This window comes from Pseudactinotalea sp. HY160 (assembly GCF_009372055.1).
Classification (GTDB): domain Bacteria; phylum Actinomycetota; class Actinomycetes; order Actinomycetales; family Beutenbergiaceae; genus HY158.
Map to the genome: position 1 here is coordinate 47,564 of NZ_WHMT01000009.1, position 24,776 is coordinate 72,339.

The 24,776-nt window shown below is 71.3% G+C and carries 21 protein-coding genes; 15 read left to right on the plus strand and 6 right to left on the minus strand.

Annotation, left to right across the window (positions count from 1 at the left end; translation table 11 throughout):
- Positions 1 to 193 precede the first annotated feature (193 nt).
- The 3 genes from uraD (at position 194) to GCG21_RS10055 (ending at position 3,634) form a co-directional block, all read left to right on the plus strand.
- A complete protein-coding gene (gene uraD, locus GCG21_RS17275) occupies positions 194 to 1,024 on the plus strand; it encodes a 2-oxo-4-hydroxy-4-carboxy-5-ureidoimidazoline decarboxylase (RefSeq protein WP_370517435.1) in 831 nt (276 codons plus the stop codon).
- A gap of 11 nt (positions 1,025 to 1,035) precedes the next feature.
- The gene (pucL, locus tag GCG21_RS10050; protein WP_370517436.1) at positions 1,036 to 1,980 is read left to right on the plus strand and encodes a factor-independent urate hydroxylase; all 945 of its coding nucleotides are present in this window, start codon (positions 1,036 to 1,038) and stop codon (positions 1,978 to 1,980) included.
- A 70-nt stretch (positions 1,981 to 2,050) separates the two neighbouring features.
- On the plus strand, positions 2,051 to 3,634 hold the full coding sequence (locus tag GCG21_RS10055) for a nucleobase:cation symporter-2 family protein (RefSeq protein WP_152909560.1): 1,584 nt from the start codon (positions 2,051 to 2,053) through the stop codon (positions 3,632 to 3,634).
- 82 nt (positions 3,635 to 3,716) lie between these two features.
- Here the strand turns inward: GCG21_RS10055 and GCG21_RS10060 are convergent, their stop codons facing one another.
- The 3 genes from GCG21_RS10060 to GCG21_RS10070 all read right to left on the minus strand — a co-directional run bounded on the left by GCG21_RS10060 (position 3,717) and on the right by GCG21_RS10070 (position 7,193).
- Positions 3,717 to 4,493 carry an IclR family transcriptional regulator gene (locus GCG21_RS10060; protein WP_152909561.1) on the minus strand — a complete coding sequence of 259 codons (777 nt, stop codon included), beginning with the start codon at positions 4,491 to 4,493 and terminating at the stop codon, positions 3,717 to 3,719.
- Between the two features lie 267 nt (positions 4,494 to 4,760).
- Complete coding sequence (locus tag GCG21_RS10065; RefSeq protein ID WP_152909562.1) at positions 4,761 to 5,483, minus strand: aspartate/glutamate racemase family protein; 723 nt, start codon at positions 5,481 to 5,483, stop codon at positions 4,761 to 4,763.
- Between the two features lie 9 nt (positions 5,484 to 5,492).
- Positions 5,493 to 7,193 carry an NCS1 family nucleobase:cation symporter-1 gene (locus GCG21_RS10070; protein ID WP_152909563.1) on the minus strand — a complete coding sequence of 567 codons (1,701 nt, stop codon included), beginning with the start codon at positions 7,191 to 7,193 and terminating at the stop codon, positions 5,493 to 5,495.
- Between the two features lie 354 nt (positions 7,194 to 7,547).
- Here GCG21_RS10070 and GCG21_RS10075 point away from each other — a divergent pair, with 354 nt between their 5' ends.
- Both GCG21_RS10075 and GCG21_RS10080 read left to right on the plus strand, forming a co-directional pair.
- Entirely contained in the window at positions 7,548 to 8,999 is a 1,452-nt protein-coding gene (locus GCG21_RS10075; RefSeq protein WP_152909564.1) for an NAD-dependent malic enzyme, read from the plus strand.
- 14 nt (positions 9,000 to 9,013) lie between these two features.
- Positions 9,014 to 10,222: an aldolase gene (locus tag GCG21_RS10080; RefSeq protein WP_370517437.1), complete on the plus strand. Its 1,209-nt coding sequence runs from the start codon at positions 9,014 to 9,016 to the stop codon at positions 10,220 to 10,222.
- 8 nt (positions 10,223 to 10,230) lie between these two features.
- On the opposite strand, the gene GCG21_RS10085 is transcribed toward GCG21_RS10080, so the two are convergent.
- Complete coding sequence (locus GCG21_RS10085; protein ID WP_152909566.1) at positions 10,231 to 11,712, minus strand: glutamate-cysteine ligase family protein; 1,482 nt, start codon at positions 11,710 to 11,712, stop codon at positions 10,231 to 10,233.
- Positions 11,713 to 12,023: 311 nt separating this feature from the next.
- On the opposite strand from GCG21_RS10085, the gene GCG21_RS10090 reads away from it, so the two are divergent.
- The 7 genes from GCG21_RS10090 (at position 12,024) to GCG21_RS10120 (ending at position 19,451) form a co-directional block, all read left to right on the plus strand.
- The gene (locus tag GCG21_RS10090; RefSeq protein WP_370517438.1) at positions 12,024 to 12,839 is read left to right on the plus strand and encodes a TIM barrel protein; all 816 of its coding nucleotides are present in this window, start codon (positions 12,024 to 12,026) and stop codon (positions 12,837 to 12,839) included.
- 24 nt (positions 12,840 to 12,863) lie between these two features.
- Entirely contained in the window at positions 12,864 to 13,745 is an 882-nt protein-coding gene (locus GCG21_RS10095; protein ID WP_152909568.1) for a 2-hydroxy-3-oxopropionate reductase, read from the plus strand.
- Between the two features lie 84 nt (positions 13,746 to 13,829).
- Positions 13,830 to 15,608, plus strand: a complete 1,779-nt coding sequence (gene gcl / locus GCG21_RS10100) for a glyoxylate carboligase (RefSeq protein WP_152909569.1) — start codon at positions 13,830 to 13,832, stop codon at positions 15,606 to 15,608.
- A gap of 4 nt (positions 15,609 to 15,612) precedes the next feature.
- Positions 15,613 to 16,773: a glycerate kinase gene (locus GCG21_RS10105; RefSeq protein ID WP_152909570.1), complete on the plus strand. Its 1,161-nt coding sequence runs from the start codon at positions 15,613 to 15,615 to the stop codon at positions 16,771 to 16,773.
- Complete coding sequence (allB, locus tag GCG21_RS10110; protein ID WP_152909571.1) at positions 16,770 to 18,104, plus strand: allantoinase AllB; 1,335 nt, start codon at positions 16,770 to 16,772, stop codon at positions 18,102 to 18,104. The genes GCG21_RS10105 and allB overlap by 4 nt, the downstream gene beginning before the upstream one ends.
- Positions 18,101 to 18,916 (plus strand): bifunctional allantoicase/(S)-ureidoglycine aminohydrolase, encoded by an 816-nt coding sequence (locus GCG21_RS10115; RefSeq protein WP_152909572.1) that lies wholly within the window; start codon positions 18,101 to 18,103, stop codon positions 18,914 to 18,916. The genes allB and GCG21_RS10115 overlap by 4 nt, the downstream gene beginning before the upstream one ends.
- Positions 18,917 to 18,935: 19 nt before the next feature.
- Complete coding sequence (locus GCG21_RS10120) at positions 18,936 to 19,451, plus strand: hypothetical protein (protein WP_152909573.1); 516 nt, start codon at positions 18,936 to 18,938, stop codon at positions 19,449 to 19,451.
- Here GCG21_RS10120 and GCG21_RS10125 read toward each other — a convergent pair.
- On the minus strand, positions 19,430 to 20,302 hold the full coding sequence (locus GCG21_RS10125) for a MurR/RpiR family transcriptional regulator (RefSeq protein ID WP_152909574.1): 873 nt from the start codon (positions 20,300 to 20,302) through the stop codon (positions 19,430 to 19,432). The genes GCG21_RS10120 and GCG21_RS10125 overlap by 22 nt on opposite strands.
- Before the next feature lie 151 nt (positions 20,303 to 20,453).
- On the opposite strand from GCG21_RS10125, the gene GCG21_RS10130 reads away from it, so the two are divergent.
- Positions 20,454 to 21,374, plus strand: coding sequence for an N-acetylglucosamine kinase (locus tag GCG21_RS10130; protein WP_152909575.1), 921 nt, complete (start codon positions 20,454 to 20,456; stop codon positions 21,372 to 21,374).
- Positions 21,367 to 22,320, plus strand: coding sequence for an N-acetylmuramic acid 6-phosphate etherase (gene murQ / locus GCG21_RS10135; RefSeq protein WP_194928830.1), 954 nt, complete (start codon positions 21,367 to 21,369; stop codon positions 22,318 to 22,320). Before GCG21_RS10130 ends, murQ begins: the two co-directional genes overlap by 8 nt.
- Before the next feature lie 3 nt (positions 22,321 to 22,323).
- Here the strand turns inward: murQ and GCG21_RS10140 are convergent, their stop codons facing one another.
- A complete protein-coding gene (locus tag GCG21_RS10140) occupies positions 22,324 to 22,848 on the minus strand; it encodes an aromatic ring-opening dioxygenase LigA (RefSeq protein ID WP_152909576.1) in 525 nt (174 codons plus the stop codon).
- A 189-nt stretch (positions 22,849 to 23,037) separates the two neighbouring features.
- Between GCG21_RS10140 and ilvD the strand changes: the two genes are divergently transcribed.
- Positions 23,038 to 24,735, plus strand: coding sequence for a dihydroxy-acid dehydratase (gene ilvD / locus GCG21_RS10145; protein ID WP_152909577.1), 1,698 nt, complete (start codon positions 23,038 to 23,040; stop codon positions 24,733 to 24,735).
- The last annotated feature ends 41 nt before the right edge of the window (positions 24,736 to 24,776 follow it).

Below are 24,776 nucleotides of genomic sequence, written 5' to 3' on the forward strand. Positions count from 1 at the left end.
GACCGACGGGCGATGGGGCCGATCGCGAAGCTCAGGGGAACTGAGGCTTGACATCCGCGACGGGTGCCCATAACGTTTGCATTGTAGAAGTTACTTTCCACCTGTCGGAAACTCTTCGGATGTTCGACCTCCGTTGTAGCACGTTCAGGGCGTCGATGAAGCGTCCGTGTGCGTCGCTTCGGAAGGGACGGCGATGCAGCTGTCAGCGTTCAACGAGATCGAGGCGGGCGAGGCCGCGGACCTGCTCCGTGCCTGCGCCCACGTCGATCGCTGGGCACGGGAGATCGCGGCCGGCCGGCCGTATGCCTCCGTGGCCGAGGTCTCGGCGGCGGCGCGTGCCTGCGCCGATCTGTGGACGGAGGCCGAGATCGACGAGGCCCTCGCCCGCCACCCCCGCATCGGCGAACGCGCCCGGGGCGCGGCCGAGGATGCCCGGATGAGCCGGGCGGAGCAGTCCGGCCTGGGCATCACCGACGACGTCCAGCGCCGCCTGGACGAGGGGAACGCCGCCTACGAGGACGCGTTCGGCTTCGTGTTCCTCATCCGCGCCGCCGGGCGCACCGCCGAGGAGATCCTCGCCGAGCTCGAACGCCGCATGACCCACACCCCGGAGACGGAACGCCGGGTCGCGGCCGAGCAGCTTCGTGAGATCGCCGTACTACGACTGGAAGGACTGCTGTCCCCCATGGCCTCGTTCATCACCACCCACGTGCTCGACGCGCAGTCGGGCCGGCCCGCCGCCGGGATCGACGTCGAGCTCGCCCACCGGGACGCCACCGGCTGGGTCACGGTCGCCACCGGCCGGACCGACGACGACGGCCGCATCGGCGACCTCGGCCCCGAGGCCCTCGCCGGTGGCACCTACCGCGTCACGTTCGACACCGGCGCCTATTTCGCCGGGCACGACACCCCCACCTTCTATCCCGAGGTCTCGGTCACCTTCACCGTCGATGCCGACGAGAAGCACTACCACGTACCGATCCTCCTGAGCCCATTCGCCTACTCCACCTACCGTGGCAGCTGAAAGGAAGCAAGATGACCACCGTTGACACCACCCCGGACACGACTCCGCGCGAACTGCCGAGCGAGAACGCCCGGATGCATGCCGCCTCCCACGGCAAGGGCGGGGTCCACCTCGTCCGCATCGACCGGGACGGCCCGGTCCACCACATCACCGACTACACCGTCTCCTCCGCCATCCGCGGCGACCTCGACCGCATCTACACCCACGGCGACAACTCCACCTGCGTGGCCACGGACACGCAGAAGAACATCACGTTCTCCCTCGCCCGCGACGGCGTGGGCACGCCCGAGGAGTTCGCCCTGAAGTTCGGCCGGTTCATGTTCTCGGAATGGCCCGAGATCGTCACCGGTGGCCGCTGGGAGGTCAAGAAGGTCGACTGGGATCGGATCGTCGGCGACCACGGCCCGCACGACCACTCCTTCGTGCGCTCCGGCAAGGAGGAGCGTTACGCGGTCGTCCAGGCAGAGGGGAAGGACTTCCACATCGTCTCCGGCCTCAAGGAGCTCACCGTGCTCAAGTCCTCCGGGTCGTCCTTCGTGGGCTACCCCAAGGGCACGTACACGACCCTGGCCGAGACGACCGACCGGATCATGTCGACCGACGTCTCCGCCTGGTGGGAGTACAACACCCTCGAGGCGGACTTCGACGCGATCTTCGACTCGGTTCGCCACATCATCCTGACCGAGTTCGCGGAGCGCTTCTCCATGGCGCTGCAGAACACGATGTGGGCGATCAGCTCGCGGATCATCGACACCCACCCCGAGATCGACACGGTGCGGCTGCAGTGCCCGAACAACCACCACTTCGTGGTCGACCTGAGCCCGTTCGGCCAGGACAACCCGAACGTCGTCTTCTACGCGGCCGACCGCCCCTTCGGCGATATCACCTCGGAGGTGGTGCGCACGGGCACGACCCCGACCCCGGCCGCCTGGACCACCATCCCGTCCTTCACCTGACCCCCGTTCCGGCGGCCGGAGCGCTCAGGGCGCCCCGGCCGTCGGCGCCTCATCTCAAAGGAGAGAAACTATGACGGCACAGTCGGCTGCCGCCACCCGGAAGGGCGCGAGGCCCGAGGACGAACGCCTCGGGCTCGGAGCGAACTTCGCCTTCGGCCTCCAGCACGTCCTGACCATGTACGGCGGCATCATCGCCGTGCCCCTCATCATCGGCCAGGCCGCCGGTCTCGACGCCACGCAGGTCGCGTTGCTCGTGGCGTCCTGCCTGTTCGTCGGCGGCCTCGCCACCATGCTCCAGGCCTGGGGGCTGCCGTTCTTCGGATCGCAGCTGCCCCTCGTCCAGGGCGTCTCCTTCGCGGGCGTCTCCACCATGCTCGCGATCATGAACAGCGGGGAGCTGGTCGCGGCGAGCCCGAACGAGAAGCTCCAAGCGGTCTTCGGCGCGGTCATCGGAGCCTCCGTCATCGGCCTGATCATCGCGCCGTTCTTCGCGAAGATCGTGCGGTTCTTCCCGCCGGTCGTCACCGGCACCGTCATCACCGTCATCGGCCTCTCGCTCATGCGCGTCGCCGCGGACTGGGCCATGGGCGGCGTCGGATCGGCGACCTTCGGCGAGCCGAGCAACATCGTGCTCGCGCTCCTCACGCTCGTCGTCGTGCTCGGCCTGTCGAAGGTCGGCATCTCCATGGTGTCGCGGATGTCGATCCTGCTGGGCATCGTGGTGGGAACGATCATCGCCATCCCGTTCGGGAAGGTCGACTTCTCCGGGATCACCGAGGCCGGCGTCGTCGCCGTCCCCGAACCGTTCCACTTCGGGTTGCCGACGTTCGCGATCGGGGCGATCGTGTCGATGTTCGTGGTCATCATCGTGACGATGGTGGAGACGACCGCCGACATCCTCGCCGTCGGCGAGATCGTCAAGACCAAGGTCGACTCGAAGCGGATCGCGTCGGGCCTGCGGGCGGACATGATCTCCTCGGCCATCGCGCCGATCTTCAACTCCTTCACGCAGTCCGCCTTCGCCCAGAACGTGGGCCTCGTGGCGATCACCAAGGTCAAGTCGAGGTTCGTCGTCGTGGCCGGCGGCGTCATCCTCGTCGTGCTCGGCCTGCTGCCGGTCGTCGGCGGCATCGTGGCCGTCATCCCGCCGCCGGTTCTCGGCGGGGCGGGCATCGTGCTGTTCGGCAGCGTCGCCGCCGCGGGCATCCGGACCCTGGGAACCGTCAAGTACGACGGCAACATGAACCTCATCATCGTCGCCGTCGGCATCGCGGTGGGGATCCTGCCCGAGGTGCGGCCCGAGTTCTACGAGCAGTTCCCCACGGCCGTCCAGATCATCTTCGGTTCGGGGATCTCCTCCGCGGCGATCTTCGCCGTCGTCATGAACCTGGTGTTCAACCACTTCAGCAGCGGCACCCCGGACAACCCCTCGGTCTTCGCCGCGGGCACCGGCCGGGTCATCACCGAGAAGCAGTTCCGCCGGCTCCAGGACGGCGACTACGTCCAGGACGGCAAGCTGCACACGGCCGCCGGGGAGGAGATTCCGGTCGTCTCCAAGCGCGAGGCCGTCATCGTCCACGACGCGGTCGTCGCCGGCGAGGTCGCCTCCCAGGAGGACGTGGCCAAGGTGCTCGAGCGCGCCGTCGAGGACTGACCCGCTCCGGAACACGCGCGAGCACGCGAGACAGCGCCGGCCGGCCGAGATCATACTCGGCCGGCCGGCGCTCTCGTGGGTCTCAGTCGGTCAGGAGGGTCTCGGCGATCTCGTGCGCGGCGTGCTGGAGCACGGGCACGGCGCGCTTGCCGAAGTCGGGGGTCACGCGCGAGTCCGGGCCCGAGATCGACAGCGCGGTGGGGGTCGGCGCACGGGGGACCGGGACGGCGAAGCACCGCACCCCGATCTCCTGCTCGCCGTCGTCGACCGCGAAGCCCCGCTCCCGGATGAGCGCGAGCTCGGAGAGCAGCGCCGCGGGAGTGACGATCGTGCGGTCGGTCGCCGCGGGCATGCCGACCCGGCCGAGGATCTCCATGACGGTCTGGTCCGGCAGCTGGGAGAGCACGGCCTTGCCGACCCCGGCGGAGTGCGGGAAGACCCGCCGGCCCACCTCCGTGAACATCCGCATCGAGTGGGCCGAGGAGGCCTGCGCCACGTAGACGACCATGTCGCGGTCGATCATCGCCAGGTTGGCGCTCTCCCCGAGCTCCTGTGCGAGGGCCGCGAGGTAGGGACGGGCATCCGAGCCGAGCTGGCGGCCCGCGCTCTCCCCGAGCCGGATGAGGCGGGGCCCGAGGGTGTAGCGCCGCGAGGGCAGCTGGCGCACGTAGCCGTGTGCGAGGAGCGTGCGCATGAGCCGGTGTATCGTCGGCAGCGGGAGGTCGGTGTGTTCGGCCAGCTCGCTCAGCGTCGCCTGTCCGCCGGCGTCCGTGAGGAGCTCGAGCAGTTCGACCGCCCGGTCGACCGACTGCACGGTCCCGGATCGGGTGCTGCTGCGGGTGGGGGCGGCTGCGCTCATGCTGTGCCTCGTCTACATCGGGTGCGATGACGGCGACCGGTTCGAGTGCTCTCGCGACGACCTCGACTGCTCGGCGCCGGTCGTGCACGGTGATGCGCGATTGCGCATGGCTCTACGGCGACTCGGCAGGGTGTCGGGGAGGGGTGTCGGGGAGGGGTGTCGGGGAGGGGTGCCATCGTTTCAGATAGTGGAAAGTATACTCCACGCTGTGACATAGTGCACGTTCGGGTCGGTCGCGTCCGTCTTGTCGCTCACGGGCGCGCCGCCTCAGGCGGGTGCGACCGGATGGACGATTCGCTTGGGGCGCGGGGTGGCGAACGTGCGGACCTTCGACGTGCTCAGCCCGAGCCGGACGAGGGATTCGGCGACGGTCACCGCGGCCGCGACCCCGTCGACCACGGGAACCCCGGTCGCCTCCTGGACGGCCGCGTCGAGGCCGGCCATCCCGCCGCACCCGAGGCAGATGACCTCGGCGCGATCCTCCGTGACCGCGCGCACGGATTGCGCCACGATGGCCTCGACCGCTCGGTCGTGATCGCCCTCGAGCTCGAGCACCGACAGCCCCGAGGCGCGGACCGAGGCGCAGCGCTGGAGCAGCCCGGCGGTGAGCAGGCGGTCCTCGATCAGGGGAACGGTGCGATCGAGGGTCGTCACCACCGAGTACTTGTGCCCGAGATACTGGGCGGTGGCGGCGGCGGCCTCCGTGATGTCCACGACCGGCACGTCGCACAGCTCCTGCAGGCCCTCGCGTCCGTGTTCGCCGTAGCCGGCCTGGATGACGGCGTCGTAGTGGCCCTCGTAGGCGCGGACCGCCTCCTGCACGGCGACGGCCGCGAGGAAGGATTCGTGGTTGCCCTCGACGGATTCGGCGCCGAATTCCGGGGTGATCCCGACGATCTCGGTTCCGGGTGCGGCGACGGACCGGGCCGAGGCCGCGATCGTGTCGGTCATGGAGCGGGTGGTGTTGACGTTCGCGACAAGGATGCGCATGGGATCTCCTCAGTGCAGGGGTGGGACGGCGATCGCCTCGCCGTCGACGTCGTGGTAGTCCTTGTGGTGGTCGGCGATGATCCAGAAGATGGCCGCGGCGAGGATCGCCCCGATGAACCAGGAGAAGCCCGCGATGCCCTCGAAGAACGGCACGAGGGCGACGATCAGGGCGACGGCGGCGGCGGGGGCGCCGGCGGCGACGGCCTTGAGGTTCGTGCCGCGGGTGTAGGCGTACTCGCCCTTCGGGTCCTGCGAGTACAGGTCGGGCACGTTGATCCTGCCCCGGCGCACGACCCAGTAGTCGACGATGATCACGCCGAAGATCGGCCCGAGCAGGGCGCCGAGCCCGCCGAGGAAGTACTCGATGACCGCCGGGCTGTTGTACAGGTTCCACGGCAGGATGATCAGCCCGATGATCGCGGTGATGATGGCGGCCCGTTTGAAGTTCAGGTGCTTCGGGAAGAAGTTGGCGAACATGTAGATGGGGGCCACGAAGTTCGCCATGAGGTTGACCGCGATCGTCAGGATGATGAGCGCGAGCGAGGCGAGGGCGAGTAGGAGCGTGTTCGGGATCTGCTCGACCACGTCGCTCGGCGACTCGATGAAGGTGCCGTTGATGCTGAACTCGCTGGCGGAGAGCGCCACGACGATGACGGCGAAGAACATCATGTTGATCGGGATGCCGAAGAAGTTCCCCTTGAGCACGGCCTTCTGGTGGGGGGCGCCGCGGGTGAAGTCGCAGAAGTTGAGCACGAACGTGCCGTAGATGACCACCCACAGGGCCGCGGCCTTGCCGATGTCGAGCCACATCGCCCCGCCGGTGGGCGCGGGATCGCCGGCGGCCGTGAGCGCCGGGCTCCAGTCGATCGTGATGCCCGCGCTCAGCGCCTTGGTGAACACCCAGATCGCCAGGGCGAGGAACGTGACGAGGATGATCGGCCCGGCGAAGGCCTCGTACTTGCGGATCATCTCCATCCCGCGGATGACGATGAGGACCTGGAGGATCCACAGCGCGACGAATGCGATCCAGCCGAGGGGGGACAGCCCGAGGAAGGTGCTCTCGTCGAGCTTCGCGGCCGGCTCGTACAGGGCGATGATGAGCACCTTGAGCACGACCGCGGCGAGGTAGGTCTGGATGCCGAACCAGGCGATGGCGACGACGCCGCGGACGGCCGCGGGCACCTTGGCGCCGACGACCCCGAAGGAGATGCGGCTCATGACGGGGAACGGAACGCCCGTGCGCTCGCCCATGATGCCGGAGATCGACAGGAGCACGAAGAGCAGGCCGGAGGCGATGAGGAAGGCGAGCAGGATCTGCCAGCCCCCGAGGCCGAGGGCGAACAGGCCGATCGCGAAGGTGTAGTTGCCGAGGGAGTGGGCGTCGTTGGCCCACAGGGTGAAGATCGAGTACGCGTGCCAGGTGCGGCCCGAGCGGGTGGTCGGGGCGAGATCGCGGTTGTAGAGGGCCGGGCTCGTGCCCGCGGGGGCCGGATGGGAGGGCTGCGGGTCGTGGGGGGCGCGCTGCTGCTCCGGTGCGCCCGTGCCCCAGGGCTCCGGACCGGCATGGTGGCGCGGCGGGCCGGTGCTCACGTCGATGCCGGGATGGGTGCGATCACTCGGCGCGCTCTCGCCTGGGCCACCTGGGCCGTCGGCGCCGGCTGGGCCGGCTGCGCGTGCTGAGCCCTGCCCGCGGTCGTTGTCGTCGCGCATGTCTGGTCTCCTCATCGAGCTGAATGTCGACCCCGGTCTCGTGCGCGGTCGCGCTCCGGGCCGGGGAGCCTTCCGGATGGTCCACGGCGGGTCACCGCTCGGTGGTCGGTGCCCGGGAGCGGTGGTTCCGTACCGCGTCGGCTCCATCTGGTCCCATGCAGGTTCCATGTTGCGGAAGGTCAGTTCTGCATAATGAAACTGTAACGAGCCGGGCGGGGGCGGTCAACCCTTCCGGGAGTGAGGTGGGCGACCTCTCGGATGTCGCCCCGACGTCTTCCCACGGCCCTCGGGATCGGCTATGCTATTTCAGATAGCGAAAGTAAAACTCCACCTTGCGACAGATTGGACAGGCCAATGGCGGCGATTCCTAGCCCGAGCTACGCGATCACCCTCCGTCTGGAGGCGCCGACGGGACCCCGGACGACGACGAACCTCGTCGCGGCCGTGGGTGCCACCGGAGCGGCGGTGACCGCCGTGGACGTCGTCGAGTCGACGGACACGCAGATGGTCGTGGACATCTCGGCGAACGCCCGCGACGACGCCCACGTCGGCGAGATGCGCGTCGCGCTCGAGGCGATCGACGGCGTGACGGTCCGGCACGTGTCGGATGCGACCTTCCTCATGCACCTGGGCGGCAAGCTCGAGGTGCGCCCCAAGGTGAATCTGCGCCACCGCGAGGACCTCTCCCGTGCGTACACCCCAGGGGTGGCCCGGGTGAGCCTGGCGATCGCGGAACGCCCCGAGGACGCGCGGCGGCTGACGATCGCCCGGAACACGGTCGCCGTCGTGACCGACGGCACCGCGGTGCTGGGCCTCGGCGACATCGGCCCCGCCGCGGCGATGCCCGTGATGGAGGGCAAGGCGGCCCTGTTCAAGCAGTTCGCCGGGGTCGATGCCTGGCCGGTGCCGCTCGACACGAAGGACACCGAGGAGATCATCCGGATCGTCAAGGCGATCGCGCCGGCCTACGGCGGGGTGAACCTCGAGGACATCTCGGCGCCGCGGTGCTTCGAGATCGAGCGCCGCCTGCGCGAGGAGCTCGACATCCCGGTGTTCCACGACGACCAGCACGGCACCGCGATCGTCGTGCTCGCCGCGCTCATCAACGCCCTCAAGGTCGTGGGCAAGGCGATCGAGGACGTGCGCATCGTCGTCTCGGGCGTGGGCGCCGCGGGGTCGGCGATCATCCGCCTGCTCGTCGGTCAGGGGGCCCGCAACATCGTCGGTTTCGACCGCAACGGCTCGATCCACGCCGGCAGCGACTACAGCGACGACCACCGCGAGTGGCTCGTCAAGAACACCAACCCCGAGGGATTCGCCGGGTCGCTCACCGACGGCCTCGTCGGGGCGGACGTGTTCATCGGCGTCTCCGCCGGGAACATCCTCACCGGCGAGGACGTGTCCCGCATGGCCGAGGGGGCGATCGTGTTCGCACTGGCCAACCCGACCCCCGAGGTCGACCCGATCGCCGCGGCCGAGCACGCGGCCGTCGTGGCCACGGGGCGGTCGGACTACCCGAACCAGATCAACAACGTGCTCGCCTTCCCCGGCCTGTTCCGGGGGCTGCTCGATGCCCGCGCGAGCGCGATCTCCGACGAGGTGCTGCGGGCGAGCGCCGTGGCGATCGCCGATGTCGTGGCGGACGGCGAGCGCAATCCGTCGTATATCGTGCCGTCGGTGTTCGACGCCGCCGTCGCCAAGAAGGTGGCGGCCGCCGTGGTCGAGGTCGTCCGTGCCGAGCGGGCCGCGAGCGGCGAGGAGCCTCCCCTGACCGGGGCGCTGCCGCTCGGCGCGGGACAGGAATGAGTGCGGTGACGACGGTGAACGAACGCATCGAGGCCCTGCTCGCACCCGTCGACGCCGCGGCCGCCCGGAACTATCCGGGGGACGACGGCTCTCGCCAGCCGATCCATTCGGTCTACCTCCCCGGTGACCGGTACCGGCCCTCGACCCCGCGGGAATGGGGGGAGGCGGCGCTCGAGGCCGTCGCCGAGATCGGTGGCATGACCGAGCTCATGCGCATCCACGGCCTCGTGGACGACGCCGATGAGGCGGCGAGGATCGCCGCCAAGGTCGAGGCGAAGCTGCGCACGGAGCCGATCGAGGACCTGCGCCTCGACTTCGAGGACGGCTTCGGCGATCGCGGGGACGAGGCCGAGGACGAGGCGGTGCGCGCCGGTGCCCGATTCGTGGCGCAGGCGGCGAGCGAGGGCACGGCGCCCCCGTTCATCGGCATCCGCTTCAAGTGCTTCGAGCCGCGCACGCGCGCCCGCGGCCTGCGGAGCCTGGAGCTGTTCGTCGACGAGCTCGCGCCCCGCGGGCTGCCGGAGAACCTCGTGCTCACCCTCCCGATGGTCACCGATGTCGCCCAGATCGAGGCGATGGTGCTCATGCTCTCCGAACTCGAACGTCGCCACGGCCTGCGCGAGGGGCGGCTGACCTTCGAGATCCAGGTCGAGACCCCGCAGGCCATCCTCGGGGTCGACGGCACCTCGCCGCTGCCGCGGATGATCGCCGCCGGCGGGGGGCGCATCACCGGCATGCCCTACGGCACCTACGACTACTCCGCCTCCGTGGGCATCGCTGCGGCGTACCAGTCGATGGAGCATCCCGCGGCGGACTACGCCAAGGAGGTCATGCAGGCGGCGGCGGCCGGCACGGGGGTGCGGCTGAGCGACGGATCGACCAACATCCTCCCCGTCGGGGCGGGCGCGCGCGCGGCCTGGGCGCTCCACGGGCGACTCGTGACCCGCTCGCTCGAGCGCGGCTTCTACCAGGGGTGGGACCTGCACCCGGCGCAGCTTCCGAGCCGGTACGCCGCCACCTACGCCTTCTTCCGGCGCTCCCTGAGCGATGCCAACCGGCGCCTGGCGGTCTACCTGGGGGAGGGGACCGGCAGCGTCATGGACGAGCCGGCCACGGCCCGGGCGCTCGCCTGGTTCCTGCGCCGCGGGCTCGACTGCGGCTCGATCGACGAGGGCGAGCTCGCGGTGCCGGTCACCGCACTGGCGGAGCTCATGGCGCCGTAGGGGCCGGGTCAGCGGGCGGGGACCTCCCACGTGTGCACCGGCTCGTTCGAGTGCATGCCCGCCATGTAGAGCGCGAGCATCTCCCGCAGGGCCTCCGGGCGGGAGATGCCGCGCTCCTCCAGGGCCGTGACCGTGGCGACCTGCCAGGAGGCGCCGTTGCGGCGCAGCTTGCAGCGCGCCTCGACGACGCCGAGGTAGCGGTCGACGACCGAGCCGGAGACCCGGAGGCGCCCCAGCCCCTCGGCGGCCAGCGGCAGGAGGTGGCGCAGGATGAGCTCGTCCCACGGGGCCTCGCCGAATCCGGGCCAGTACAGCGTGGCCTCGACGCCGCGTTCGGCCCCGGCGGCGAAGTTCGCGGCGGCCGCGGAGAACGACATCCGGGTCCAGGTCGGCCGCTCCTCGGTCGCGAGCATCTCCATGCAGCCGTAGTAGAAGGCGGCGTTGGCGAGGATGTCGACGACCGTCGGGCCCGCCGGCAGCACCCGGTTCTCGACCCGCAGGTGCGGCCGGCCATCGACGACGTCGTAGATCGGCCTGTTCCAGCGGTAGATCGTGCCGTTGTGCAGCCGCAGCTCCTGCAGCCGCGGGGCCCGCCCGGCCGCGAGCTCCGCCTCGGGATCCTCCGCGGTCGTCTCCGGCAGGAGTGCGGGGAAGTAGCGCACGTTCTCCTCGAACAGGTCGAAGATCGAGGTGATCCACGATTCACCGAAGAAGACGGGCGGGCGCACGCCCTGGTTGCGCAGCTCGGGGGAGCGGGTGTCGGTGGCCTGGAGGAACAGCTCGGTGCGGGTCTCGGCCCAGAGGCGTCGTCCGAACAGGAACGGGGAGTTCGCCCCGAGCGCGAGCTGCGGGCCCGCGAGCAGCTGGGCGGCGTTCCAGGCGGGCGCGAACTCGGCGGGGGAGACCTGCAGGTGCAGTTGCACCGACGTGCACGCCGATTCCGGTGCGAGGGTCGAGGTGTACATCCGCAGCGGCTCCGGACCGGCGATGTCGAGCTCGATGTCCTCCCGGCGCGCCGCGAAGACCGCCTCCTCGAGTGCCGCGTACCGGGGGTTGGCGCTCATCCAGTCCTCGGTCAGGTGCTCCGGCGCGAGCGTCGGCAGGATCCCGATCATGGCGATCGCGGCGCCGCGGGAGTGGGCGCGCAGGTCGGCGTGGTCGAGGGCGGCCCGCAGCTCCTGCTCGAGCCGGAGCACCGAATCTCCCGGCAGCGGCTGCGGCGGAACATTGAGCTCGATGTTGTAGCGGGCCAGTTCGGTCTGGAAGGCCGGGTCGGCGATCGCCTCAAGCACCTGGGCGTTCTTCATCGCGGGCTCGAGCCGGTCGTCGACGAGGTTGAGCTCGATCTCCAGCCCGGTCCGGGCGGGCCCCGTCTCGAAGCTGTGGTGGGCGAGCATCTGCCCGAAGACGTCGAGGCAGCGCCGCACCTTGGCCCGGTACTGCAGCCGCTGTTCCCGCGTGAACGTCCTGCTGCTGATCTCGTCGCCCATGGCCTTCTCCTCGGTGCTGCGGCCGCCGTGGTGCTCCTCGTGTCTCCCGCTGGTCTCTCACTATGACATTCCGGCCGGGGCGCCGGGGATGCACACGGGGATGCACATCGGGGGCGAGTCATCCTCGACGCACCGTGACTCCCTCGAAGCACCTTGACTCCCGGATCCGGACTGGGCTAGTCTTTCACATAACAGAACTGAACTTCCGCATTATGAAAACTGTGAGACACCGATGCGGAGGAGTCGACGGGCCGGCCACGCCGAGGTGGCGCTGCCGCCCGTCGGATGCACAGCCGACCCGAGGAGAACGTGTGACTGCGACCCGCTACAGCGTGAACTGTTCCATCTTGTTGACCGACCTTCCCCTGGCCGAGCGGCCGGCCGCGGCCAAGGCCGCGGGCTTCGACGGGGTGGAGTTCTGGTGGCCGTTCGCCACCTCGACGCCGGCCCAGGATGAGGTGGATGCGTTCGTGCGCACGATCACCGACGCCGGCGTGCAGCTGACGGGCCTGAACTTCAACGCGGGGAACATGCCCGGCGGCGACCGCGGCCTCGTCTCCTGGCCCGCCCGCTCCGGCGAGTTCCGCGACAACCTCGACGTGGTCACCCGGATCGGTGAGGCCACCGGTTGCACGGGCTTCAACGCCCTCTACGGCAACCGCGTCGAGGACTCCACGCCCGCGGCCCAGGACGACCTCGCCGCCGAGAACCTCGCCCTGGCCGCCCGCGCCGTCGCCCGGATCGGGGGCACCGTGCTCGTCGAACCCGTCTCGGGCACCCCGGCGTACCCGCTCAAGACCTCCGCGGACGCGATCGCCGCGATCGACCGCGCGGGCGAGGAGAACATCGGCCTCCTGTTCGACGTGTTCCACCTGAGCGTCAACGGCGACGACGTCGACGCCGCGCGGGCCGCCTACGCCGACCGCATCGCCCACGTGCAGATCGCCGACGCCCCCGGCCGCGACCAGCCGGGAACCGGCGACCTGCCCATCGCGCGCTGGGTCGAGGACCTCGCCGCGGGCGGTTACGACGGTTGGATCGGGCTCGAGTACAAGCCCGCCACCGAGCAGTCCGCCGCCGACCCCTTCGCCTGGCTTCCCCGAGCCCGACGCTCCGCCTCCAACTGACCGACTGACCGAAAGGACTCCGCCATGACCAACATCGCCTTCATCGGCCTCGGCATCATGGGTGCCCCGATGGCCCTCAACCTGCAGAACGCCGGCTTCTCCGTCACCGGCCACAACCGCACCCCGCGCTACGACGACCTCGTCGCCGCCGGGGGCGCGGGCGCCGATACGGCCGCGGCGGCCGTCGCCGACGCCGACGTCATCGCCATCATGGTGCCCGACTCGGCCGACGTGGCCGGCGTGCTCCGCGACGAGACGGACGGCGTCTTCGACCACGCGAAGCCCGGCGCGCTCATCATCGACTTCTCCTCGATCCGCCCGGACGTGGCCCAGGAACTCGCCGCCGAGGCGACCGAGCGCGGCTTCCGGATGCTCGACGCGCCCGTCTCCGGCGGCGAGCCCGGGGCGATCAACGCCCTGCTCTCGATCATGGTCGGCGGGGACGCGGCGGACTTCGCCGAGGCCCAGCCGGTCTTCGACGCCGTGGGCAAGACGATCGTGCACGTCGGTCCCGCCGGCTCCGGCCAGACGGTCAAGGCGGCGAACCAGCTCATCGTGGCCACGAACATCCAGGCGCTGAGCGAGGCCGTCGTGTTCCTCGAGGCCTACGGCGTGGACATGCCCGCGGCCGTCCAGGTGCTCGGCGGCGGCCTGGCCGGCTCGGCCGTGCTCAACCAGAAGGCGCAGAAGATCCTCGACCGCGACTTCGCCCCGGGCTTCCGCATCGACCTGCACCACAAGGACATGGGCATCGTCACCTCGGCCGCCCGCGAGGCGGGCGTGAGCGTGCCGGTCGGAGCGCTCATCGCCCAGCTCATGGGCGCCGCCCGGGCCATGGGCGACGGCGGGCTCGACCACTCGGGCCTGTTCCGCACGACCCAGCGGCTCTCGGGCCGCGAGGACTGAGCCGACGATCACCCCGGAGGGCGCGCTGCGCCGTCCCCACGACCAGCGGCCCACGGCCGCGAGAATCTGAGAAGGAGGCCCGATATGGCACGGATGCGTGCGGTGGATGCCGCAGTGGCCATTTTGGCGAAGGAAGGCGCGACGCAGGCGTTCGGTCTGCCCGGCGCGGCGATCAACCCGTTGTATTCCGCGATGAAGGACCATGGCGGAATCCGGCACGTGCTCGCCCGGCACGTCGAGGCGGCCTCACACATGGCCGACGGCTATTCGCGGACGACGCCGGGCAACATCGGCGTGTGCATCGGCACGTCGGGCCCGGCGGGCACCGACATGATCACCGGCCTGTACGCGGCGGCGGCGGACTCGATCCCGATGCTGTGCATCACGGGCCAGGCGCCCGTGGCCAAGCTCGACAAGGAGGACTTCCAGGCGGTCGACATCGCCGCGATCGCCGCTCCGGTGACGAAGATGGCCAAGACCGTGCTCGAGGCGGGCCAGGTGCCGCAGGTCTTCGCCCAGGCCTTCCACCTCATGCGCTCCGGCCGGCCGGGGCCGGTGCTCATCGATCTGCCGATCGACGTGCAGCTGACCGAGATCGAGTTCGACATCGACACCTACGAGCCGTTGCCGGTGTACAAGCCGGCCGCGACCCGGGCCCAGGCCGACAAGGCGATCGACATGCTGCTCGCCTCCGAGCGGCCGGTGATCATCGCCGGCGGCGGGATCCTCAACTCGGCGGCCGAGGAGAAGCTCGTCGCCTTCGCCGAGCTCGTGGGCGTGCCGGTCATCCCCACCCTCATGGGCTGGGGCGTCATCCCCGACGACCACGAGCTCATGGTCGGGATGGTCGGCCTGCAGACCGCGCACCGCTACGGCAACGCGACCCTGCTCGAATCGGACTTCGTGCTCGGGATCGGCAACCGGTGGGCGAACCGCCACACCGGCAACGTCGAGTCCTACCGGCGGGGCCGCACCTTCATCCACGTCGACGTCGAGCCCACCCAGATCGGGCGCGTGTTCGCCCCCGACTTCGGCATCAGCTCTGATGCCGGGGCGGCCCTGGATCAGTTCATCGCCGTCGCCACCGAGCGCAAGGCGGCGGGCACGCTTCCGGACTACTCCGGGTGGGTGGCCGACTGCGTCGAGCGCAAGCGCACGATGCTGCGCAAGACGCACTTCACCGAGGTGCCGATCAAGCCGCAGCGGGTGTACGAGGAGATGAACAGGGCGTTCGGCCGCAGCACCCGCTACGTGACCACGATCGGGCTCTCGCAGATCGCCGGCGGGCAGTTCCTGCACGTGTACGAGCCGCGGCGCTGGATCAACGCGGGCCAGGCCGGCCCGCTCGGCTGGACCGGCCCGGCCGCGCTCGGGGTCGCCACCGCGGCCCCCGAGGAGCAGGTCGTGGCGCTCAGCGGCGACTACGACTTCCAGTTCATGATCGAGGAGCTCGCGGTGGGGGCCCAGCACAACATCCCCTACGTGCACGTCGTGGTGAACAACTCCTACCTCGGCCTCATCCGCCAGTCGCAGCGCGCGTTCGACATGGACTATCACGTGCAGCTCGGCTTCGAGAACCTCAACTCCCCGCAGACCGAGGGCTACGGCGTCGACCACGTCAAGGTCGCCGAGGGCCTCGGCTGCAAGGCGATCCGCGTGACCGACCCGGAGGACCTGCTCGAGTCGTTCTCGAAGGCCGAGGCCATGGCCGCGGAGTTCCGGGTGCCGGTGGTGGTCGAGGTCATCCTCGAGCGGGTGACCAACATCGCGATGGGCGCGGCCGAGCTCGACGGCGTGAACGAGTTCGAGGCGCTGGCGATCTCCCCCGACGACGCCCCCACCGCGCTCGCTCTGCTTGACTAGTGCCATGACAACCGTGGTCATCGCCCCCGACAAGTTCAAGGGTTCACTCACCGCGGCGCAGGTGGCCGATCACCTCGCCCGGGGAATCGAAGCGGCGCTCGCAGCGGACGGTGGCGCCGCCGTCGAGATCCGATCGGTGCCGATGGCCGACGGCGGCGAGGGAACGGTCGACGCCGCCCTCGCCGCCGGGTTCACCCCCGTGACCCTCGAGGTGACCGGCCCGCTCGGAACCCGCGTGCGGGCCGACTACGCCCTCGACGAGGGATCCGGGACGGCCGTGGTCGAGATGGCGCTCGCCTCCGGGCTCGCCATGACCGGCGCCACCGACGCCCACGCCCGCGCCGCCACCTCCCGCGGCACCGGGGAGCTCGTCGCCCACGCCCTCGACGCCGGCGCCCGCCGGATCGTCCTCGGCGTCGGCGGCAGCGCCTCCACCGACGGGGGCGCGGGGATGATCGCCGCCCTGGGCGCGCGCCTGCTCGGCGCCACGGGCGAGGAGATCGAGGACGGCGGTGCGGCGCTCGCCTCGCTCGCGAGCGTCGACCTGGCCGGGCTGCACCCCCGTATCGGCGACGTGGAGTTCGTGCTCGCCGCGGACGTCGACAACCCGCTGCTGGGGCCGGCCGGCGCCGCGGCGGTCTACGGACCGCAGAAGGGGGCGAGCCCGGACACCGTGGCCGAGCTCGACGAGGCCCTCGCCCGGTGGGCCCGGGTGCTCGCCGGGGCCGGCCTCGAGGGCGCGGAGCGCGGGATCGACCAGCCCGGTGCCGGGGCCGCCGGCGGGGTCGGCTACGCCGCCCTCGCCGTCCTCGGCGCCCACCGCGAGTCCGGCATCGACGTCGTGCTCGAGCTGACCGGCTTCGCCGCGAAGGTGGCCGGAGCGGCCCTCGTGATCACCGGCGAGGGCAGCCTGGACGAGCAGTCCCTCTCGGGCAAGACGCCCGTGGGGGTGGCCCGGGCGGCGACCGCGGCGGGCGCGATCACCGTGGCGGTGGCCGGACGCTCGACCCTGACGGAGGAGCAGCTGCGGGCGGCGGGCATCGCCGGCAGGTACGCACTGCTCGACATCGAACCCGATCCGGAGGTCTGCATGCGTGAGGCCGGCCGGCTGTTGGAACTCTTGGGTCGCCGGGTGGCGGCCGATCATCTCGAGGAGGAATCATGACGTATGACCGGGTCATCCGCGGTGAGCGGGTCCTGAGCGCCGCGGGATTCAGGCCACGGGAGGTGGCCGTCACCGCCGGCAAGATCGTGGCGACGGCGCCGCTCGGCACGGGCCTCGAGGCGGACGACATCATCGAACTCGCCGCCGACGAGGTACTCATCCCGGGGCTCGTGGACACCCACGTCCACGTGAACGAACCGGGTCGCACCGACTGGGAGGGCTTCGACTCCGCCACCCGGGCCGCGGCCAGGGGCGGGATCACGACGATCATCGACATGCCCCTCAACTCCATCCCGCCGACGACCAGCGTGGCCGGCCTCGAGGCGAAGGTCGCCGCGACCGAGGGCAAGCGGCACGTGCACGTCGGCTTCTGGGGCGGGGCCGTGCCGGGGAACACCGCCGACCTGCGTCCGCTGCACGAGGCGGGCGTCGTGGGCGTCAAGTGCTTCATGCAGCCCTCCGGCGTGGACGAGTTCCCGCCCCTGAGCCTCGACGAACTCGAGGCCGATCTGCGGGAGCTGGCCACGTTCGACGGGCAGATGATCGTGCACGCCGAGGACGAGCGCACGCTCGACGCGGCGCCTGCGGCCAGCGGCGACGCCTACGACGGCTACCTCGCCTCCCGCCCCCGCAGCGCGGAGAACCTGGCGATCGCCGAGGTGATCGCGCGGGCCAAGTGGGCGGGGGCGAAGGCGCACATCGTGCACGTCTCCTCCTCGGACGCGCTGCCGATGATCGCCTCCGCGAAGCGCGACGGGGTCCGCATCACGGCCGAGACCTGCCCCCACTACCTCACGCTGTCCTCGGCGCAGGTTCCCGACGGGAACACGGCGTTCAAGTGCGCGCCGCCGATCCGCGAGTCCGCCAACCAGGACGCGCTCTGGCAGGGCCTGCTCGACGGCACGATCGACATCATCGTCACGGATCACTCCCCCTCGACCCTCGAGCTGAAGAACCTGGACACCGGCGACTTCGGCACGGCCTGGGGCGGCATCGCCTCCATCCAGGTGAGCCTGCCCGCGATCTGGACCGCGGCGAAGGCCCGCGGCATCTCGCTCGAGCAGGTGATCGGCTGGATGTCCACCCGCACCGCCGCGTTCGCGCAGCTGCCGACCAAGGGCGCGATCGACATCGGCCTCGACGCCGACCTGGCGATCTTCGCGCCCGAGGCGACCTTCGTCGTCCATGCGGATCAGCTCGAGCACAAGAACCCCATCACCCCCTACGACGGCAAGACGCTCTCGGGCGTCGTGCGCCGCACCCTGCTGGCCGGGGCAGACATCGACTTCGACGCACCGGCCGGTGAACTGATCTGGAGAGGACAGGCATGACCTACCACGTTCCCCAGGGCGGACTGCCGCCCCAGACGGCGCTGACCACGGACCGCGCCGTCTTCACCGAGGCGTACGCCGTGCTGCCCGCGCGCACGATGAGCGACATCACCGCCAGCCTCCTGCCGCACTGGGACGACACCCGGCTGTGGGTGCTCGCCCGGCCCCTGAGCGGCTTCGCGGAGACCTTCGCGCAGTACCTCGTCGAGGTCGCCCCCGGCGGCGGCAGCGACCGGCCCGAGCCGGACGCCGGTGCCGAGGGCGTGCTCTTCGTCGTCGGCGGCGAGGTGGAGCTGACGCTCGACGGCACGGCCCACACGCTCGGTTCGGGAGGATACGCGTTCCTCGCGCCCGGCGCGGAGTGGAGCCTGCGCAACCACACGGACGCCGTCGCGAGCTTCCACTGGATCCGCAAGGCGTACGAGCAGGTCGACGGGATCGAGGTGCCGGCCTCGTTCGTCACGAACGCGGCCGACGTCGAGCCGGTCGAGATGGCGGGTACCGACGGCGCCTGGCGCACCCGGCGGTTCGTGAACCCGGCCGACCTGCGCCACGACATGCACGTGAACATCGTCACGCTCTCGCCGGGGGCGTCGATCACGTTCCCCGAGACCCACGTGATGGAGCACGGCCTGTTCGTGCTTGAGGGCAAGGCGGTCTACCTGCTCAACAAGGACTGGGTCGAGGTGGAGGCCGGCGACTTCATGTGGCTGCGCGCCTACTGCCCGCAGGCCGCCTATGCCGGCGGGCCCGGCCCCTTCAGCTACCTGCTCTACAAGGACGTGAACCGGCACGTGGGGCTGCGCCTGTGAGCAATCCCTGGAGTGCTGAATGAGGACGCTGCGCAGCCAGTCGATCGAGATTGGCCGGCCGGTGCAGGTGATCGGGATTCTCGACGGTGACGGGGGCCTGGCCCCGCTCGGCCCGACCCCGGCGGGGTCGCCTGTGCCGTTCGCAATGCGCACGCGCCTGCACCTGCCCGGCGTGAGCGCGGTGGGCGGACCGTTCCTCGTGCGGGGAGTCTGGGACGGGGTGACGATCTCGGCGGCGTCGACGGCGCCGGTCCCGGGCGCCGGTTGGCTCGGCACTGAACAGGTGCAGCCGGGCCGAGGGGGAGAGACTCCCGGCACCTGGAGCGACGAGGACTGCGAGCGCGCCAGTGCGGCCGTGCCCGAGGAGCACCTGATCGGGATCGGGCGGCGGTCCGATCCCAGGGGCCGGCCCGTGGTCATCGCCGAGTTCGTGCTCGCCTCGGCGCGGGCGATCGCCTGGCAGGAGTCGTGCCCGCCCGGGGTCGTCGATGCGGTCGCGTGGATCCGCCCGGTTCAGGAGCCGCCCGGCCCCTGAGTCTGCCCGCGGGTCGCCTCCCGGGTGCTGCGCAGCGCCGCCACGGTCTGGCCGTAGCGGCGCTGCGCCACGCCCGCGAAGAGGCAGTCGACGACCGCGAGCTGGGCCATCCGGCTGACCATCGCCGCGGCCCGGAACGGGGTCTCGCGCACGGCGGTGTAAAGGCAGTGGTCGGCGAGTTCGGTGATCGCGGCGCCGCGGCTCGAGGTCACCCCCGCGGTCGTGGCCCCGGCCTCGTGCGCGGCCGTGAGGAAGCGCAGGGTCTCGGCCGTCTCCCCGAGGTTGGAGAACCCGACCGCGACGGTGCGGTCCGGGGCGAGGACGGCGATCGCGAGGGCCTCGTGGGAGTCGCTCGGCACGAACGCGTTGCGGCCGATCCGCAGGAGCTTGTGGCCGAGGTCCTGGGCCACGAGCTGGCTCGCGCCGACGCCGTAGAGGAGGATGCGATCCGCGGCGTCGAGGGCGTCGACGACGCGATCGAGCACCTCGTAGTCGAGCGTGTCGATCGTCTCCTGGATCGCGAGGATCTCGAGCAGGCTGATCTTGGCGGCCAGTTCGGGCAGCGTGTCGCGCTCGGAGATCTCCCCGCCGTAGCCGGCGCGCCCGGCGTACTGGGCGGACTCCTTGCCCAGCTCCTGGGCGAGGCCGACGCGCAGCTCGGCATAGCCGGAGAAGCCGATGGCGCGGCAGAAGCGCACGACCGAGGCCACCGACGTGCTGCAGGCCTCGGCCAGCTCGGTGATCGTGGAGGTGAGCGCGAGGCTCGGATCCTCCTGCAGCGCCGCGGCGACCCGCGCCAGCGACGGGGAGAGCCGCGGAGCCTTCGCTTCGATCTCGGCCTGGATGCTCATCCGGCCATCCTAGGCCCGCGGGTTCGCCGTGGTCGGGGAATCTCGGGACGATGTAAATGAGTTTCGAGTGAGGCGGATTATTGTAGGGTCTTTACTGACCCTCGGGCCCGCCGGGGGTGGCCCTCGTCCTGATCGGAGACGGTGACAGACCATGACCCCAACGGTGCTCGCCGTCGACCTGGGCAAGACCCGGTGCCGGCTGCTGCTCACCCCGACCGGAGCGAGACCGGTGGGGACGACGGTGGACGGTGACCTCGGGATCGCCGCCCCCGGGGCGTCGGCGCGGATCGCCGACCTCATCGTGCGCGCCTACGAGGGTCTGCGCGAGGTCTCGGCGCCGACGGCCGTCTCGGTCGGGGCCGCCGGGGTGCTCGCCGCACCCGAGTCGGGCAGCGACCTCGCCCGTGCGCTCGCGGGCCGCTTCCGGTGCCCCGTGGCCGTCGCCTCGGACGCGATCACGGCCCACCTCGGCGCCTTCGGCGGCGGACCGGGGGTCGTGCTCATCGCCGGCACCGGCGCGACCGCGGTCGGCGTCGCGGCGACGGGGCGGGTGCGGGTGGTCGACGGCGCCGGACCGGAGATCGGCGACCTGGGATCCGGCGGCTGGCTCGGCCGGCAGGGGGCCATGGCCGCGGTGCGCGCGGCCCAGGGAGCCGCCCCGCCGACCGCGGTGAGCGGGCTCGTGGCGGCGGCCGTCCCCGGCGGATTGCCCGCCCTGCCCCGCTGGTCGATGGGAGGCGAGGGCGACAGTCCAGCCCGGCGGCTCGCCACGTTCGCCCCGCTCGTGCTCGCCGCCGCCGAGGACGGCGACCGGACGGCGATCGGGCTCGTCGACCTCGCCGTCGGCCACCTGAGCGCCTCGGCCCGGGCGGCGGCACCGGACGAGCCCGGCTGCCCGGTCGCCGTCGTCGGGGGAGTGGCCGACGCCCCCTGGTTCGCTGCCCGCCTCGAAGCCGGCCTGCGCGATTCCGGCCTGACGCCCCGGTCCCCGGCCGGAACCGCGCTCGACGGCGCCCTGCTCGCCGCATCCCACACGACCCTTCCCCACGAGAGGCGGATCCACCGTGCCTGACCACCCAGCCGCACCCGACCGGTTCGAGCACCTCATCGGCGACCTCGCCGCCCTGACCACGGAGTCCCGCGCGGACCGGGGGGAGCTCGCCACGCGGGCGACGGGCGAGCTCGTGGCGGAGATGATCGACGACGGCCGGGGCATCCCGGACGCGCTCGCGGCGGCGAGCGGCCCGATCGCCGCCGCCGTCGACGCGATCAGTGAGCGGATGGCCCGCGGCGGGCGACTCGTCTACCTCGGTGCGGGTACGGCCGGGCGGATGGGGGTGCTCGACGCGAGCGAGATCCCGCCGACCTTCGGTACGGACCCGGGCGTCGTCGTCGGGCTCATCGCCGGCGGCGATACGGCGATCCGCTCGGCCGTCGAGGACGCCGAGGACGACGTCACCGCGGCCCCGCGCACCCTGACCGACCTCGGGGTCGGGGCCGACGACGCGGTGGTGGGGCTGTCGGCCTCGGGGCGGACGCCGTACGTCGTGGCGGGCCTGACCGCTGCCCGCGCGGCCGGCGCGCTGACGGTCGCGGTGGCCTCGAACGCCGGCTCCGCGACCGGCGCGGCCGCCGACATCGCGATCGAGGTGGTCACGGGGCCGGAGTTCATCGGAGGCTCGACCCGTCTCAAGGCGGGCACGGCCCAGAAGCTCGTGCTCAACATGCTCTCGACCCTGGTCATGGTGCGCCTCGGCAAGACCTACGAGGGGGTCATGGTCGACCTGCAGGCCACGAACGAGAAGCTGCGCGCCCGGTCCGTGCGCACCGTGGCCGCCGTGACGGGCGTCGACAACGACCGGGCCGCCCGGGCCCTCGCGGGCTCGGACGGCTCGGTCAAGCGGGCGATCCTGTGTCTGCTCGCGGGGGTGGACGACGCGGCCGCCCGCCGCCTCCTGGACGAGGCCGGCGGGCACCTGGAGCGCGCGCTGACGCCGGGCCGGGCCGGCGCCGAATGAGGCTCAGGCGAGCTGGCGCGCGGCCAGATCCTGCGCCTGGGCCGCGCGGGCGTCGTTCATGAGGGCGAGCCTGCGGATCGCGAGCCCGGAGAGCGCGAGCACGACGCCGATGCCGATGACGAGCACGGCCACCCCGAACGCCACGACCGAGGTGTACAGCGACGCCCGCAGGAACGAGGCGTTCATGACCGTGGCGCGCTGGGCCTGCAGCTCCGCCTCCTCGGCGGAGCCCTCCTCGGCCTGACCGATCAACTCGCCGAGCTCGGAGTACGTGCGCCCGTCGGTCGAGGCGAGGGCGTGGACGTTGATGACGTCGGCCTGGGCGTAGGCCGTGAACGGGCCGGCGACCGTGCGCCCCGCGAGGAGGGACGCATCCTCGGACACGGTGATGTGCTGGTCCGCGAGCTGGCCGGAGACCATGACGTAGGTGCCGACGCCGGCGAGGATGAACAGGATCCCGGCGACGAACGAGGTGATGCCGACGACGGGCACGAATGTGCGGGGGCTGGGGGCTGCGGTGGAGCTCATCTGACGCCTCCTGGGTGAGGGGACCTGAACCGAGGTCTGTGCGGTACCGATGCCCACCCGGCGGGTGGTGGCACCAGCCTCCCCGCCGGCATCCGGCGCAGCTCGGGCCACAGGTCCCAGGATCGGGCCCATGGTCCCGGTCGTGGCTGGTGGTGCTCGTCACTCGCGCGGGAGTTCTAGACTGCCGACATGACCTCAACTCCCGATATCAAACCTCGTTCACGCGTGGTGACCGACGGGATCGAGGCGACTGCATCCCGCGGCATGTTGCGCGCGGTCGGACTCGGCGATGACGACTTCGCCAAGCCCCAGATCGGCATCGCCAGTTCCTGGAACGAGATCACCCCCTGCAACCTCTCCCTCGACCGGCTCGCCCAGGGCTCGAAGGAGGGCGTGTTCACGGGCGGGGGGTACCCGCTCGAGTTCGGCACGATCTCCGTCTCCGACGGCATCTCCATGGGACACGAGGGCATGCACTACTCGCTCGTCTCCCGGGAGGTCATCGCCGACTCGGTCGAGACCGTCATGATGGCCGAGCGCCTCGACGGCTCCGTGCTGCTCGCGGGCTGCGACAAGTCCCTGCCCGGGATGCTCATGGCCGCCGCCCGGCTCGACCTCGCGAGCGTCTTCCTCTACGCCGGATCGATCATGCCCGGCTGGGTCAAGCTCGAGGACGGCACCGAGAAGGAGGTGACGATCATCGACGCGTTCGAGGCGGTCGGCGCCTGCTCCCGCGGCCTCATGAGCGAGGCCGACGTCGACAGGATCGAGCGGGCCATCTGCCCCGGTGAGGGCGCCTGCGGCGGCATGTACACCGCGAACACGATGGCCTCGGTCGCCGAGGCGATGGGCATGTCGCTGCCGGGCAGCGCCGCGCCGCCGTCGGCCGACCGCCGCCGCGACTCCTACGCGCGCGACTCGGGCGAGGCGGTCGTCAACCTGCTGCGGCTGGGCATCACCGCCCGCCAGATCATGACCAAGGAGGCGTTCGAGAACGCGATCGCCGTCGTCATGGCGTTCGGCGGCTCGACGAACGCGGTCCTGCACCTGCTGGCCATCGCGCGCGAGGCCGAGGTCGACCTGACGTTGGCCGACTTCGACCGGGTCGCGAGCCGGGTGCCCCACCTGGGCGACCTCAAGCCGTTCGGGCGGTACGTCATGAACGACGTCGACCGCATCGGCGGCGTCCCGGTGGTCATGAAGGCGCTCCTCGACGCCGGACTGCTGCACGGGGACTGCCTCACGGTGACCGGCAAGACCGTCGCCGAGAACCTCGCCCACATCGACCCGCCCGACCCCGACGGGCAGATCCTGCGTGCCCTCGACAACCCGATCCACCACAGCGGCGGGATCACGATCCTGCGCGGCTCGCTCGCCCTCGACGGCGCCGTGGTCAAGTCCGCGGGCTTCGACACCGACGTGTTCACCGGCACGGCCCGGGTCTTCGACCGGGAGCGGGCGGCGATGGACGCGCTCGAGGACGGCACGATCACCGACGGCGACGTCGTGGTCATCCGCTACGAGGGCCCCAAGGGCGGCCCCGGCATGCGGGAGATGCTCGCGATCACCGGCGCCATCAAGGGCGCCGGCCTCGGCAAGAGCGTGCTGCTGCTCACCGACGGCCGGTTCTCCGGCGGCACGACCGGCCTGTGCGTCGGGCACGTCGCCCCGGAGGCGGTCGACGGCGGCCCGATCGCCTTCGTCCGCGACGGCGATCAGATCCGCCTCGACGTGGCGAACAAGACCCTCGACCTGCTTGTGGACGACGCCGAGCTCGCCTCCCGCCGCGAGGGCTGGGAGCCGCTGCCGCCGAAGTTCACCTCCGGCGTGCTCGGCAAGTACGTCAAGCTCGTCGGCTCCGCCTCCGACGGGGCCGTGCTCACCTGAGGGTGACCACCCCGCGCTCCGGATGGGAGTGAACACGCGAT

What these genes read in the sequence shown, in the direction of transcription:
- GCG21_RS10060 (WP_152909561.1), bottom strand. Translation starts at nt 4,493, where the DNA reads ATGAGCGCAGCCGCCCCCACCCGCAGCAGCACCCGATCCGGGACCGTG.
- GCG21_RS10065 (WP_152909562.1), bottom strand. Translation starts at nt 5,483, where the DNA reads ATGCGCATCCTTGTCGCGAACGTCAACACCACCCGCTCCATGACCGAC.
- GCG21_RS10140 (WP_152909576.1), bottom strand. Translation starts at nt 22,848, where the DNA reads ATGAGCTCCACCGCAGCCCCCAGCCCCCGCACATTCGTGCCCGTCGTC.
- GCG21_RS10070 (WP_152909563.1), bottom strand. Translation starts at nt 7,193, where the DNA reads ATGCGCGACGACAACGACCGCGGGCAGGGCTCAGCACGCGCAGCCGGC.
- GCG21_RS10055 (WP_152909560.1), top strand. Translation starts at nt 2,051, where the DNA reads ATGACGGCACAGTCGGCTGCCGCCACCCGGAAGGGCGCGAGGCCCGAG.
- GCG21_RS10115 (WP_152909572.1), top strand. Translation starts at nt 18,101, where the DNA reads ATGACCTACCACGTTCCCCAGGGCGGACTGCCGCCCCAGACGGCGCTG.
- GCG21_RS10130 (WP_152909575.1), top strand. Translation starts at nt 20,454, where the DNA reads ATGACCCCAACGGTGCTCGCCGTCGACCTGGGCAAGACCCGGTGCCGG.
- GCG21_RS10120 (WP_152909573.1), top strand. Translation starts at nt 18,936, where the DNA reads ATGAGGACGCTGCGCAGCCAGTCGATCGAGATTGGCCGGCCGGTGCAG.
- GCG21_RS10105 (WP_152909570.1), top strand. Translation starts at nt 15,613, where the DNA reads ATGACAACCGTGGTCATCGCCCCCGACAAGTTCAAGGGTTCACTCACC.
- GCG21_RS10125 (WP_152909574.1), bottom strand. Translation starts at nt 20,302, where the DNA reads ATGAGCATCCAGGCCGAGATCGAAGCGAAGGCTCCGCGGCTCTCCCCG.
- GCG21_RS10075 (WP_152909564.1), top strand. Translation starts at nt 7,548, where the DNA reads ATGGCGGCGATTCCTAGCCCGAGCTACGCGATCACCCTCCGTCTGGAG.
- gcl (WP_152909569.1), top strand. Translation starts at nt 13,830, where the DNA reads ATGGCACGGATGCGTGCGGTGGATGCCGCAGTGGCCATTTTGGCGAAG.
- pucL (WP_370517436.1), top strand. Translation starts at nt 1,036, where the DNA reads ATGACCACCGTTGACACCACCCCGGACACGACTCCGCGCGAACTGCCG.
- GCG21_RS10085 (WP_152909566.1), bottom strand. Translation starts at nt 11,712, where the DNA reads ATGGGCGACGAGATCAGCAGCAGGACGTTCACGCGGGAACAGCGGCTG.
- uraD (WP_370517435.1), top strand. Translation starts at nt 194, where the DNA reads ATGCAGCTGTCAGCGTTCAACGAGATCGAGGCGGGCGAGGCCGCGGAC.
- GCG21_RS10095 (WP_152909568.1), top strand. Translation starts at nt 12,864, where the DNA reads ATGACCAACATCGCCTTCATCGGCCTCGGCATCATGGGTGCCCCGATG.
- allB (WP_152909571.1), top strand. Translation starts at nt 16,770, where the DNA reads ATGACGTATGACCGGGTCATCCGCGGTGAGCGGGTCCTGAGCGCCGCG.
- ilvD (WP_152909577.1), top strand. Translation starts at nt 23,038, where the DNA reads ATGACCTCAACTCCCGATATCAAACCTCGTTCACGCGTGGTGACCGAC.